A 13,704-nucleotide genomic window follows, 5' to 3' on the forward strand; every position below is an offset into this window, starting at 1 on the left:
GTATCTTAAGTAACGCGTTTTAAATTGAGTTTTATTCCTAAAACTTCATATTCAGTCAATCAAAAAAAAGAATCTCCCGTTAGTTTATACTAGCGGGATTTTCGTTTCGGTCCTGCTGCCCTTAAATCCTTAATCTGTTGATGGTCGTGCTTTTGAAGCATTAGCCGCTACAGTTATTGTTTAACGAAATATTTGTTACTACTTTCGGCAATCTATTATGCTTTCAGTTTTCAATAAAGAGATCGGTAGTTTTTTCAGTTCCCTTGTGGCTTATATCACTATAGGTGTCTTTTTATTGGTGATGGGACTATTCCTTTGGGTATTTCCAGATTCCAGTATCCTCGAGTACGGTTATGCTGGTCTAGATAGTCTTTTCAGTACTGCACCCTATGTATTTATGTTCCTTATACCCGCCATTACAATGCGTTCCTTAGCGGAGGAAAGGAAAGAAGGTACATTCGAGTTGCTCGCAACCCGGCCTTTGACGGACTGGCAAATTGTGCTGGGCAAATATTTTGCCTGCCTTTTAATAGTCCTTTTCGCCCTATTACCTACCTTGATCTACTATATCACTGTTTATCAATTAGGAACTCCACAGGGAAATATTGATACAGGCGCAGTAATTGGATCTTATATAGGTTTGTTCCTGTTGGGCGCATCATTCGTTGCAATAGGGATCTTTTCCTCGTCGCTTTCAAAAAATCAAATCATAGCTTTTACTATAGCTGTTTTTCTAAGCTTTATAGCCTTTAGTGGTTTCGATTCAATTAGCAGGCTCCTGTCGTTACAGTCGGTCGAGACCTATATAACAGCCATAGGGATCAATGAACATTATGAGTCGATAAGCAGGGGAGTACTTGACACCCGCGATCTTGTTTATTTTCTAAGTTTTATTGCAATCTTTCTCGTGATAACGAAAACGATCTTAGGAGGTAGAAAATGGTAAACAGAAAGAAAAAAGATCTAAGTTATCTGGCTGCATTTGGTCTGGGCTTAATCGTCGTTAACGTCCTGTCTTCTTTTCTTTATACACGATTCGATTTTACCGCCGAAAAGAGGTACACGCTTTCTGATATCACTCGTAACGAACTCAGTAATCTAAATGACGATATCCTGGTAACGGTTTACCTTGAAGGTGATTTTCCTTCAGCGTTCAAGCGATTAAGGAACTCGACACGCGAATTGCTTTCTGATTACAAGTCTTATTCCAATGGCCGGCTTCGGTTCGACTTTGTTAATCCCTTAACAGGAAATGAGCAAGAGCAACAAAATGCTTATCAAGACTTGCTTGCTAAAGGGCTTGAACCAACTAATCTTAGTGTGAAGACTGAGGAAGGCCTGACACAAAAGATCATTTTTCCCTCAGCTTTAATCACCTATCAGGGCAGGCAAATGCCGGTTAGCCTTTTTCAAAACAGGGAGGGCTTACCACCAGAGCAAGTACTTAATAATTCTATCCAGAACCTGGAGTATGCTTTTACAAGTGCAATAAGAAAAGTGACCAGTGGAGGAAAGCCGAGAATTGGTTTCACTGAGGGGCACAGGGAGTTGAACGACCTGCAGTTGGCCGATGCAATGAATGCCCTGCAGTCTGGTTATGAAGTAGGCCGGGTAGATCTTAAAAGCATTACATTCGAAGGACTTGCAAAACTGAAGGTTCTTATAGTGCCTAAGCCCGACAAAGAGTTTTCTGAAGCAGAGAAGTATAAAATCGATTATTTGCTGATGAACGGTTGCCGCGTATTTTTTGCTCTTGATAACGTTAATGCCGAATTGGATAGCCTTAGAGGTGCTGGAAGCCAGCTAGCTTTTCCAAAAAAGTTAAACCTAGATGATATGCTTTTCAAGTATGGTGTTAGAATTAACTATGATCTGATCGCTGATATGAGTTGCTCCCAAATCCCGCTTAACATAGGCAATGTAGGAGGACAGGCGCAGCTGCAAATGGTGCCATGGCTTTTTTATCCGATCTTTGTTCCTGTATCTAAACACCCGCTTGTGAAGAACCTGGATGGTATCCGCAGTGAGTTCGCCAGCACAATTGATACTATCGCTGTAAAAGGCTTGAAAAAGACGATTGTGTTAGCAAGTTCGCCCTTTAACCGGACCTTAAAAACACCGAACCTGATCTCCTTACAAATGGCTGCAGAGGAACCTGACCCCAGAGCGTTCAGGAGTCAACCGAAGCCGGTAGGAGTACTTCTCGAGGGTTCTTTTTCATCGAACTTCGCGAATCGTCCACTTCCTGAGGGTGTGGAAGCAGGGCATAATCTTCCCGAAAGAAGTAAGCCTACCAAGATCATCGTGGTTTCTGACGGCGACATCCTTAAAAATCAAGTTAGTTCACAAGATGGCTCGCACTTTCCTCTCGGATATGACAGGTACTCCCAGAAACAGTATGGAAATAAGAATTTCTTGTTAAACATTGCCGACTTCCTTACAGATGAAAGCGGAATTATTGAGCTCCGTAACAAAGAAATTAAAGTGCGGCTGCTTGATCGCGCACGAATTAAATCAGAAAAGGCTTTTTGGCAGGCAATGAATATCGTACTTCCGCTAATACTGTTACTGTTATTTGCGCTGGGAGGGCAGTATTACCGAAAACGGAAATACGCTTCTTAAGATTTTGTGCTTCAAAGGAGATATTACCTTTATAATCTGCTTTTCCACACTATATTTTAGAATGTTAGGATTTTTCTTTCCTGTATGGTTTAGCTTTTTCTATTTTTGGTCTTCGCTGTTATGTCCATTAAGTAACAGTCGCATTAATTCAGATTTTTAAGATATCAATTATATGAGATTCATCGTTTCGACGTCGACTTTATTGAAGCAGTTGCAGGCAGTTAACGGAGCATCAAGCAGTAGCACTGTTTTGCCGATACTCGAAAACTTTCTTTTTGAAATCAGAGATGGGATTTTAACTATTTCAGCTACAGACCTGCAAACTAGCATGACCACTTCTTTGCCTGTAGAGTCGAAAGAGGAGGGTAAAATCGCTATCCCTGCTAAAATTCTGATGGAAACGCTGAAGACTCTTCCCGATCAGCCGATTGCTTTCAATATCGATGAAACAACTTTCGCTATTGAGATTAACGCAGGAGATGGGAAATATAAACTAAGCGGAGAAAACGGTGATGATTTTCCTAAGATCCCAACTGTTGAAAATGCTTCAGCCGTAAATCTTCCAGCATCTGTACTATCAGAGGCTATCAACAAAACAATCTTTGCTGTAAGTAATGATGAGTTGAGACCTGCTATGACCGGTGTGTACTGTCAGTTAACTCCTCAGCATCTTACTTTTGTTTCTACTGATGCTCATAAACTGGTTCGCTACAGAAGAAAAGATGCGCGGTCGGAGACGAACACCTCGTTTATCCTGCCTAAGAAAGCCCTTACCCTTTTGAAGTCCTCACTTCCTTCAGATGACGTGAATGTTTCTGTAGAGTATAATTCAACAAGTGCGTTCTTCCGCTTTGGAAATATCAACCTTATTTGTCGCCTTATCGACGAGAGGTACCCTGATTATGAAGCCGTAATCCCACAGAACAATACCAATCAGTTAAGTATCGACAGAGCGTTGTTCTTAAACTCGCTGCGCCGTGTGGTTATCTTCGCTAATAAAACTACCCATCAGGTGCGTTTGAAGATCACAGGAAGCGAATTGAATATTTCCTCTGAAGATATCGACTTTTCTAACGAAGCGCATGAGCGTTTAAGCTGTCAGTATGAGGGCGAAGATATGGAGATCGGCTTTAATGCGCGTTTCCTGATCGAGATGCTGAATAACCTGAGCGGGGAAGAAGTTACCTTGCAAATGAGTACACCTAATCGCGCAGGACTGTTAATTCCGCAGACCAATGATGAGCGCGAAGATGTTCTTATGCTGGTAATGCCGGTGATGCTTAATAGCTATGCATAGCTGTGTAAGATTTAGTACGATCTATTATTAATATAAAAAAAGGATCCCCGGGTTTATCCACCTGGGGATCCTTTTTTTAGGGTAATCTCAAGCACTTGCAATAATAGTTCAGGTAAGGTATATTAGAACGGGATTTTGGCGAGACTTTTGTTAATACTAATCTCTCTAACTAATGCTTCAACACGATGAATAACATACCTTTACGATCTAGAAAAAATCAAGGATATTTTTTAGTAACTTTATTAGCGCTACTTTTTGTTTCTGTCCTTTCGTCCTGTAGGAAAGACGATGATGAAGTAGTTAGCCCGGATCTGTCTTTTATTACGTTTGTTCACTCCTCGCCCCAGTATCCGGCCACACCTTTAGATTTTTACATTGGGGGTGTCAAAACTACCCAGGCGCTGCAGTTTACAGAAAGCTCGACCCGTTATACAGGAACTCCTTATTTCGGTCTTTATTCAGGGGCTTATTACATTCAGGTAGGTCTGGGTGGGACCACGCAGCAAGTTTTAGGCGGAAATATGGAATTTAAAGCGAATGAGACTTATTCGTTTTTCATCACTACCAAAAGTCCTACCGTCGACTCAGCTTTTGCCATTGTAACTACTGATAATCTTTCTGCACCATCTGCGGGTAAGGCTAAAGTGAGGTTTGTTAACCTGTCAAGGTCGGCAACAGCACTTGATCTGGCTCTAGGTGGTCAACCAATCTTTACTAATAAGGCCTATAATACGTACACCGACTTCATGGAAGTAAATCCAGGGCAGTCTTTAACTTTCCAGGCTAGAGATGCAGGTACAAGCAACGTAAGAGCTACTTCTGCAGCTTTAAATATAGAAGGCGGAAAGATCTATACGATCTGGGCAAGTGGAGCAACCGGAGCCTACGGATTGCAGATGATCGTTAATAAATAATTAAAAATACAAATAGGGGTATCAGACTTGAACTGATATTCCTATTTTTGGGCGATACCAAAACAAATTGCCTTGGAAGTTATCCAATCTATCATCGACTTTATTCTACATATTGATAAACATCTTGTTGATATTGTAAGCGAATATAAAACCTGGACCTATTTAATTCTTTTCCTGATCATCTTTGCCGAAACAGGTTTTGTTGTAACTCCATTCCTTCCCGGAGACTCATTGCTTTTTGCTGCGGGGGCATTAATTGCCACTGGCGATACAGGTTTGGATATTTACCTAATGGGTGTTATCTTAATCGTTGCCGCAATCACTGGCGACGCAGTTAACTATTTCATGGGTAGATCAATTGGCCTCAGAGTATTCAAGCCAGGAAATAAGATCCTGAAGGTGGAATATTATCAACAAACCTCAGCCTTCTTTAATAAACATGGCGGTAAGGCGGTTATGTTTAGCCGGTTCCTGCCTATTATCCGTACCGTTGCTCCTTTTGTTGCCGGAGTAGGACATATGCCTTTCCATCGTTTTACCATGTATAATATTATTGGTGGTATCTTTTGGATCATCAGCTTCTTAGGCCTGGGCTATGCATTTGGTAATATTCCAGTAGTGAAAGAAAACTTCACACTTGTAGTATTTGCTATTATATTGATCTCGGTGATCCCTCCGGTCTATGCTGCTGTCTCTGCTAAAATGAAGAAGCCTGCCGTTTAATATTCCGGCCGGCCCATTGCTTCATTTTCTTTGTAAAGGGCTTCAGCTTTTTCGAGGCTGTCTTTTTCTATTATAGCTGAGGTGCTTAGTTTAAACCTTGAGAGTTCTGGCTGCCCGGCGTCTATCCAGGCCGAGTACCAGTAACTTCCGATAGAAAGTATAGAATTACGCATCTGGTGTTCAACCATGCCGTCTAAAAGCTTGTGGTATTCTTCCGCGTACTCCTCAGAATATTGTTTAAGTGCCTTCCCATTTCTATTGAAGTAAGAGTATTTCCGGTCTGAAGGGAAGTTTTTGACGAGGCGTGCTTCCACTAGAAGTACCGAGTCTTTTAAACTAAATGTGTGTTTTATTATTTTCCAGGCTTCTTTCAATGGGTCTTCTATATATACTGCCCTTCCTGTGAAGAAGTCATAGTCACCCGAAAAGAGTTCAGGCAACCTACTTTCCCAAAAGGCATGAATGCCCACTTGATTTGTAAGCTGGCCGTTATGATTTTGGGTGGTATGCAAAGGAACATGTGCGTCGGCTATGTAGTGTCCCAGATCGGAGGAGTATTTAAGTATTTTAACGGAATCCCGATCCTTAAAAGCTTTAGTAAGCGACCCGTAGGTTCGTTGTATTTGCCATGGAAGCAGTCCATGTTCTTTCAAGGTGTCGAGGGTGTACTTTTTCACGGCATCGTTCCATCTTTCAGGTAAACTATCGAAAGGTGAGATACCGTAGTGGTCTGAGTCGAGATAATGACGAGGAGCTTCAGCGGGATCAATATACCGGCGCTTATCTGGGTCGCTGGCGTGTTCGGTGACGTATGAAATGTTGTTTTTATAAAACCGGACCATTGGCTGTGGTAAAGTAAACACTGCCAGATGATTGATTTTTCTGTGTGCAAAAAATCCCCAGGAGCCGAAAAGCAGGGTGATTGCAATGAGAGGCAAAAGGATTAAGGTTTTCCTGAACATCTGTTGAAGTAATAAGGTGCTTGAAGTTAATACATTAGCTGCAGAAATAAAGGAGAAAATTTTAAATAAAAGTTTTGTAGTTAAAATAGATCATCCTATATTTGCAGTCCGAAAAAATAGAAGTTAAAAAGCTTACAAATGGCAAATCATAAATCAGCGATTAAGAGAATCAGAGCGAATGCTACTAAGCGCTTACGTAACCGCTACCAGGCGAAAACTACACGTAACGCAATTAAGAAATTACGTGGAACTACATCTAAAACAGAGGCAACTCCACTTTTAGCTAAAGTTTCGTCAATGCTTGATCGCCTTGCAAAGAAAAATGTAATCCACAAAAATAAAGCTGCTAACAACAAATCGAAGTTAACTAAATTTGTTAACAGCTTAGCTTAAGATATTCTTTATTATAAGTTAGGAAAGGGATGTTCTGCATCCCTTTTTGTTTTTTATAAAGGTTTTTATAGTTTTAACTTTACTATGGAACCTTATAGTCAAAAGATCACAATTAAATCCTGGGCAGAGGAAGATCGTCCCCGGGAAAAACTGCTTTCTCAGGGCAGAAGAAGTTTAACAGATGCAGAGCTGATTGCAATCCTAATCGGATCGGGAAGCAGAGAGGAAACAGCAGTTGAACTTAGTAAACGAATTCTTCATTCTTTAGATAATGATCTTGAAAAATTAGGGAGGCTTTCTGTAACGGAGTTATCCAAGTTTAAAGGGATAGGCGAAGCGAAAGCTATAACGATCATCGCGGCCTTAGAGCTTGGCAGGAGGAGAAGAGATTCTGATAAACCTAAAAATCCAGCTATCACCTGTAGCAGAGATATTTTTAACCTGCTTCACCGGCAATTTCGCGATCTTAATCACGAAGAATTCTGGATACTTCTGCTCAACAGGGCGAACATAGTTATTTCTCAGCATTTGATCAGCAAGGGTGGTCAGGCAGGCACTATCGCCGATCCCAAGATCATATACAAAACTGCGCTGGAGAACAATGCTGCTTCCATAATCCTTGCCCATAACCATCCTTCGGGAAATTTAAAGCCAAGCCAGGCCGACGTGAATTTAACCAGGAAGCTTCGTGAGGGAGGGAACTTGCTCGATATTTCAGTTTTGGATCATTTAATCTTTACCGACACGGCTTATTTGAGCTTCGCGGATGAGGGGATAATTTAAGGATCGCTTGGGTTGGGCAGCTTTATCTTTTTCCTATCTTTGCCGCAATTACCTTTATAGCATATAATGAAGATATCCTACAACTGGTTAACACAGTTCATAAATACTGAAAAAACGCCTGAGGAAATATCTCAGATCCTTACCGCCATTGGTCTTGAGGTAGAGAGCCTGGAAAAAGTGCAAACTATCCCGGGTGGACTTGAAGGGCTTGTGGTTGGTTATGTTAAAGAATGTGGACAACATCCTAATGCAGACCGGCTGAGAGTAACTAAAGTAGATATAGGCCTTGGACAAGACCTTGCTGTTGTTTGCGGGGCACCAAACGTAGCTGCGGGACAAAAAGTAGTGGTAGCAACTGTTGGAACTACAGTGCATCCTACAAATGGCGATCCCTTTAAGATCAATAAATCAAAGATCAGAGGCGAGGTTTCGGAAGGAATGTTGTGTGGAGAAGATGAGGTAGGCTTGGGGAATTCTCATGCAGGTATCCTGGTATTGGATGAGAACGCTGTAGTGGGAACAGCAGTAAAAGATTATTTTGGAGTTAAGGATGATTTTCTGTTTGAGATAGGCTTAACCCCGAATCGTGCTGATGCAGCGTCACACTTAGGTGTTGCTCGGGATCTGGCCGCTTATTTAAGAACTACGATAACCCTTCCTGAAGTGGCGGGTTTCAAACCGGATAACCTTCATAGACCTATTCCGGTAACGGTAGAAAACGATCAGGCTTGTCCCCGTTACTCCTCTTTGACTATCACTGGTGTTGAAGTAAAGGAATCGCCAGACTGGCTTAAAGATAAATTGAAGGTTATTGGTGTTCGCACCATTAATAATATCGTCGATGTAACCAACTACGTGCTTCATGAACTTGGTCAGCCCTTGCATGCCTTTGATGCGGATCATATTACAGGCGGGAAAGTAGTTGTGAAGAATTGTGCAGAAGGAACGCCTTTTACCACACTTGATGAGGTTGAGCGGAAGCTTTCATTAGAAGATCTGATGATCTGCAATGCTGAAGAACCAATGTGTATTGCAGGTGTATTTGGCGGAACTAAATCGGGAGTGACCGAAAGTACAACATCTGTATTCCTTGAAAGCGCTTATTTTAATTCTGTTTCGGTTCGTAAAACAGCGAAGAGACACGGTTTGAAAACGGATGCTTCCTTCCGTTTTGAAAGAGGAACAGATCCGGAGATCACCGTGTTTGCATTAAAAAGGGCTGCGTTGTTGATCAAAGAAGTAGCAGGAGGCGAAATCTCTTCAGAGATCGCTGATTTCTATCCGGCTCCTATTGCTCCTTTTAAAGTTTCTATCGCCTACTCGAACGTTAAACGTCTTATCGGCGCTGAAATCCCCGTTGGAACCATTAGAGATATTGTAAAGGCTTTAGGTATTGAACTGTTAGGCGAAACCTCGGAAGGACTGGAACTTCAGGTTCCAACCTACAAGGTAGATGTTACACGCGAGGTAGACGTGATCGAGGAGATACTTCGGATCTATGGATACAACAACATTGCTATTCCAACTCAAATCCGTGCCTCCCTGAATTATGCCGTTAAACCGGATAAAGAAGTGGTGATGAATCAGGTGGCCGATATGCTTTCGGCAAATGGTTACTCTGAAATTTTGTCGAACAGTTTAACAAAGTCTGCCTACACCGAAAATGAGGCTACAGCTGTTAAAATATTGAATCCACTAAGTGGTGATTTGGATACTATGCGTCAGAGTATGCTATACTCAGGTTTGGAAGCTATTGCCTATAACCAAAACAGGAAAAACGCGGATCTGAAGTTATACGAGTTTGGAAAGGTTTACTCTACTTCAGAAACCGGGTTTATTGAAAGCTCAAGGCTTGCGGTATTCTTAAGCGGCGCGAAACAGTCTCAGCAATGGAATCACGATAAAAAACAGAGTTCTTTCTATAATCTGAAAGCTGCTGTTGATGCTATCGTTAAGCGTTTAAATATACCAGGCTTGTCTCAGGAGGATTTTGAGAACACCCATTTCCAGCAGGCGATTCAATATAAAAAAGGATCTAAAACCCTCGTTTATTTCGGTGCTGTTGCAAAGAGTATACTGAAGAAGCTAGATATAGATAAAGATGTTTTCTATGCTGATTTTGATTGGGATGAAGTTTTAAAAGCAATTCGCAAAAACAAAATCGTTTATCAGGAAGTTGCCAAGATCCCGGCAGTAAGGCGAGATCTGTCGATGTTGATCGACCAGAATATAACATTTAATCAATTGAAGCAGCTTGCGCAGAAGACGGAAAGAGGGTTGTTGAAAGAAGTGAATGTTTTTGATGTGTACGAGGGTGATAAACTACCGGCAGGCAAAAAATCGTATGCTTTGAGCTTTTTGCTTCAAGATGAAGAGAAAACGCTAACTGACAAGCAGATCGATGCAGTAATGAGTAAATTAATCAGTAATTTCGAAAAGGAACTCGGAGCGGAGGTTAGAAAATGACAGAAGGAGAGATTGAGAGAATGATAGAATAATTCATTCATTCAATCCTTTATTCATTCAATCATTAAAAAAAATGGCTGTAACGGATCAGTTAAATAACGTACTTGATAAGACACAACGACTGATAGCATTGTGCGACTCTCTAAAAGAAGAGAATGATTTGCTTCGGCTTGAGAATCAGTCGCTACAGGTTGCATTAGAGGCTGGGAAGTCGAAGGTTGCCGACCTGGAAGAGAAAGCAAGGGCGTTGAAATTAGCTCGTTCTTTAGAGGAAATCGCGGTTGCTAAGCAGGGCACTAATGAAAAAGCTCTTGACATAAAGCAAAAAATTAGCGAATTTGTGCGGGAAATTGATAAGTGCATAGTATTACTGAAAAAGTAATACATTTGTGAAACTAAAGCTCAATAATGGGAGAAATCTCAATAAAAATAAATATTGCTGACCGTATCTACCCCTTAAAGGTTGATATGGAAGAGGAAGAGGTGATAAGGAGGGCAGCTAAACTGATTAATGACCGGATCAAGGAGTATCAGGAAAATTATGAGGTGAGGGATAAGCAAGATCTGCTTGCTATGAGTGTATTGCATTATGCCACTGCTGCACTAACAGCAGAGAAGAAAATGGTAGAAGACGATACCCATGTAGCGGATAAAGTTTACCAATTAGACCGAATGCTTGACGATTTCTTTAAGAAGTAATATACGTTCTTTTAAATATACATAAGAGCACTAAAGATTTAACCGCAGTTAAATTTTCAGGTTTCACTATTTTATAAAACTTAACGCTTCTATATCAGCAGAGTTAAAAAAATGCAAATCATCTGGCTTCGTCCACCTGATTATGATTAATACTCTAAACTTGTTTGCTGAAGTTTTAAAATACTGGGATCTGGATTTTTGACTGCGGTTTTTTTATGAATACTCGCTTGTGAATACTAATTCATACGCGTTCTTTGAATATGAATTGTTTTTATAGCCATTAAGAAGCTGCGAATCTTACTATAGTATTGTGTTTGCAGGAGCTCATGGCAATTTTTTTATAAATATATATGGAGGTAGTATTATACATTTTTGTTGGACTGGTTATCGGGGTACTGATAGGAAGGTATCTCTTACAAAAGCTGCTAAAGAACCAGGAGATTGCAGCTCAGAATAAGGTAAAGAAGATTTTAAAAGACGCTGAAAATAATGCTGAGATCTTAAAGAAGAATAAGCTTCTTGAAGCGAAGGAAAAGTTCCTTCAAATGAAGGCTGAGCATGAGCAGGAGGTAAGTGCGAAAAACAACACACTCAACCAACGTGAGAATTCTATTAAACAGAAGGAGCAATCTTTGAATCAGCGCCTGGAGAATGTTAACCGTAAGGAGCAGGAGCTGGATAATCAGAAAAAGAACCTAGAGAAGCAGCTTGACCTTACTCAAAAGAAACAGGACGAGATCGAGCATTTGAAGAATCAGCATATCCAGCAATTGGAGACCATCGCGGGTTTGTCTGCCGAGGAGGCGAAAAATCAGCTTGTTGATTCCTTAAGGGAGGAGGCAAGAAGTAAAGCCATGATGCAGATTAAGGATATTGTGGATGAGGCTAAGCTTACAGCTACTAAAGAAGCTAAGAAAGTTGTTATTCAAACTATCCAGCGTACAGCCACTGAGTCTGCTATCGAAAACACTGTTTCTATTTTTAACATAGAGAACGACGAGATTAAAGGACGCGTGATCGGTCGCGAAGGACGTAATATCCGTGCTCTTGAAGCTGCTACAGGCGTTGAAATCATTGTTGATGATACTCCGGAGGCTATTATCTTATCTGGTTTCGATCCCGTTAGGCGTGAAATTGCCCGTTTAGCGTTGCATCGTTTGGTTACAGATGGTCGTATTCACCCTGCTCGTATCGAAGAAGTGGTTGCTAAAACCAAGAAACAGATCGAGGAAGAGATCGTTGAGATTGGTGAGCGTACAGTTATTGACCTTGGTATTCACGGTTTGCATCCTGAGCTTATCCGTATGGTGGGACGTATGCGTTACCGCTCATCTTATGGCCAGAACCTGTTACAACACTCTCGTGAGGTAGCTAATTTCTGTGCTGTAATGGCTTCTGAACTGGGCTTGAACGTTAAGCTTGCTAAGCGTGCCGGTCTGTTACATGATATTGGTAAAGTTCCTGATGATAACCCGGAACTTCCTCACGCTATCCTGGGTATGCAGCTAGCTGAGAAATACAAAGAGCATCCAGAGGTATGTAACGCTATTGGTGCTCACCACGACGAGATCGAGATGACCTCAATGATCTCTCCAATCGTTCAGGCCTGTGATGCTATTTCTGGTGCACGACCTGGTGCTCGTAGGGAAGTTGTTGAGAGTTATATTAAGCGTTTAAAAGAGCTCGAAGAGTTAGCGCTGTCTTATCCTGGAGTTGAGAAAACTTTCGCCATCCAGGCAGGTCGGGAGCTACGTGTGGTAGTTGAGAGTGAACGCGTTTCAGATGCACAGGCAGAGATCCTGGCGGCAGATATTTCAAACCGTATCCAAACAGAGATGACTTATCCCGGACAGATCAAAGTGACTGTGATCCGTGAAACAAGATCTGTTTCTTACGCTAAATAAGAACTATTCTATTCATCCCTCTCCAACTGGAGAGGGAATTTTTTTTTTCTAATGGCCAAGAAAGAACTTCGTCCCATTGATAAAGTTATCAGCGAGTATCCCGCTAATTCGTCTAATGCCAATCCTATACTACAATACTTCGCAATCCCTTTAGTGCTATTTGGGCTGCTAGGCTTGATCTGGTCAATTCCATTTCCGCAACTTGGATTTTTAGGCAAGTTCAATGGCTTTGTTAACTGGGCATCTTTTGTGATTGCATTTAGCATTTACTATTACTATCGTCTTTCTCCTGTTATATCTTATGGTGTATTGCTATTAGTGTTTGCATTTTCAGCGGGAATAGTAGGGCTGGAGAAAGTGCAGAACAACGGTGGTCCCGCTATGGGAAGTGTTTGCCTGGTAGTTTTTATGTTTGGCATAGCAATGCAGTATTTCGCTTCGGGAAAGGAAGGCTCGGCTTTAAGTCCCAGAAACATTCTAGTTTCGCCTGTCTGGTTAATATACTCGATTTTCAAAAAGACAGGTTTAAAGCTCTGATTCTCAAAGCATGGCAACGTATTTGATACTATATAGTAAAATACATTGCTATGGAAAACACGAAATATATTGTCCCGGCTATAATTTCAGCTATTATCCCGGGCGTAGGACAGATTGTGAAGGGTGAGTTCGTGAAGGGCCTCCTTATTATAATAGTAGGTGGTACTCTGGGTTTCCTTTTTGCCTGGACATTTATAGTACCAATATTGATTTGGGCATGGAATGTATATGATGCCTTTACCTCAGATAGTGAACGTTCAGTCGTTAACGATAAAGGCAGAAGGGTAGGGGTTTAAAAACCTACCCTTTTTTGGTTGTTAATATTAGCTTAACAAAAGTCTGACCTTTCCTTAATTAACACCTAACATACCCCTAACATTGCCATAATACTTTTGCAGTAAATA

14 protein-coding genes are annotated in these 13,704 nt (G+C 41.2%); 13 read left to right on the forward strand and 1 reads right to left on the reverse strand.

Annotated features, from left to right (window positions below; all coding sequences use genetic code 11):
* The first annotated feature begins 217 nt into the window (after positions 1-217).
* From gldF to J4N25_RS11670, 5 genes are all read left to right on the forward strand, one after another.
* Positions 218-946: a gliding motility-associated ABC transporter permease subunit GldF gene (gene gldF / locus J4N25_RS11650; protein WP_207422374.1), complete on the forward strand. Its 729-nt coding sequence runs from the start codon at positions 218-220 to the stop codon at positions 944-946.
* A complete protein-coding gene (gene gldG / locus J4N25_RS11655; RefSeq protein ID WP_207422375.1) occupies positions 940-2,622 on the forward strand; it encodes a gliding motility-associated ABC transporter substrate-binding protein GldG in 1,683 nt (560 codons plus the stop codon). The genes gldF and gldG overlap by 7 nt, the downstream gene beginning before the upstream one ends.
* Before the next feature lie 172 nt (positions 2,623-2,794).
* The gene (gene dnaN / locus J4N25_RS11660; RefSeq protein WP_207422376.1) at positions 2,795-3,919 is read left to right on the forward strand and encodes a DNA polymerase III subunit beta; all 1,125 of its coding nucleotides are present in this window, start codon (positions 2,795-2,797) and stop codon (positions 3,917-3,919) included.
* A 185-nt stretch (positions 3,920-4,104) separates the two neighbouring features.
* The gene (locus J4N25_RS11665; protein WP_207422377.1) at positions 4,105-4,833 is read left to right on the forward strand and encodes a DUF4397 domain-containing protein; all 729 of its coding nucleotides are present in this window, start codon (positions 4,105-4,107) and stop codon (positions 4,831-4,833) included.
* A 72-nt stretch (positions 4,834-4,905) separates the two neighbouring features.
* The gene (locus J4N25_RS11670) at positions 4,906-5,556 is read left to right on the forward strand and encodes a DedA family protein (RefSeq protein WP_207422378.1); all 651 of its coding nucleotides are present in this window, start codon (positions 4,906-4,908) and stop codon (positions 5,554-5,556) included.
* On the opposite strand, the gene J4N25_RS11675 is transcribed toward J4N25_RS11670, so the two are convergent.
* Positions 5,553-6,518 (reverse strand): zinc dependent phospholipase C family protein, encoded by a 966-nt coding sequence (locus J4N25_RS11675; RefSeq protein ID WP_207422379.1) that lies wholly within the window; start codon positions 6,516-6,518, stop codon positions 5,553-5,555. The two genes, J4N25_RS11670 and J4N25_RS11675, sit on opposite strands and share 4 nt — an antisense overlap.
* A 138-nt stretch (positions 6,519-6,656) precedes the next feature.
* Here J4N25_RS11675 and rpsT point away from each other — a divergent pair, with 138 nt between their 5' ends.
* The 8 genes from rpsT to J4N25_RS11715 all read left to right on the forward strand — a co-directional run bounded on the left by rpsT (position 6,657) and on the right by J4N25_RS11715 (position 13,596).
* Positions 6,657-6,911: a 30S ribosomal protein S20 gene (rpsT, locus tag J4N25_RS11680; protein WP_207422380.1), complete on the forward strand. Its 255-nt coding sequence runs from the start codon at positions 6,657-6,659 to the stop codon at positions 6,909-6,911.
* Positions 6,912-6,995: 84 nt separating this feature from the next.
* Positions 6,996-7,694: a RadC family protein gene (radC, locus tag J4N25_RS11685; RefSeq protein WP_207422381.1), complete on the forward strand. Its 699-nt coding sequence runs from the start codon at positions 6,996-6,998 to the stop codon at positions 7,692-7,694.
* A 66-nt stretch (positions 7,695-7,760) separates the two neighbouring features.
* A complete protein-coding gene (pheT, locus tag J4N25_RS11690; protein ID WP_207422382.1) occupies positions 7,761-10,160 on the forward strand; it encodes a phenylalanine--tRNA ligase subunit beta in 2,400 nt (799 codons plus the stop codon).
* Positions 10,161-10,233: 73 nt separating this feature from the next.
* On the forward strand, positions 10,234-10,542 hold the full coding sequence (locus J4N25_RS11695; protein WP_207422383.1) for a coiled-coil domain-containing protein: 309 nt from the start codon (positions 10,234-10,236) through the stop codon (positions 10,540-10,542).
* Between the two features lie 26 nt (positions 10,543-10,568).
* Positions 10,569-10,859, forward strand: a complete 291-nt coding sequence (locus J4N25_RS11700; protein ID WP_207422384.1) for a cell division protein ZapA — start codon at positions 10,569-10,571, stop codon at positions 10,857-10,859.
* Positions 10,860-11,209: 350 nt separating this feature from the next.
* Positions 11,210-12,763 carry a ribonuclease Y gene (rny, locus tag J4N25_RS11705; protein ID WP_207422385.1) on the forward strand — a complete coding sequence of 518 codons (1,554 nt, stop codon included), beginning with the start codon at positions 11,210-11,212 and terminating at the stop codon, positions 12,761-12,763.
* 51 nt (positions 12,764-12,814) lie between these two features.
* The gene (locus J4N25_RS11710; RefSeq protein WP_207422386.1) at positions 12,815-13,300 is read left to right on the forward strand and encodes a DUF962 domain-containing protein; all 486 of its coding nucleotides are present in this window, start codon (positions 12,815-12,817) and stop codon (positions 13,298-13,300) included.
* Positions 13,301-13,350: 50 nt separating this feature from the next.
* The gene (locus J4N25_RS11715; RefSeq protein ID WP_207422387.1) at positions 13,351-13,596 is read left to right on the forward strand and encodes a hypothetical protein; all 246 of its coding nucleotides are present in this window, start codon (positions 13,351-13,353) and stop codon (positions 13,594-13,596) included.
* The last annotated feature ends 108 nt before the right edge of the window (positions 13,597-13,704 follow it).

The organism is Desertivirga brevis (assembly GCF_017355835.1).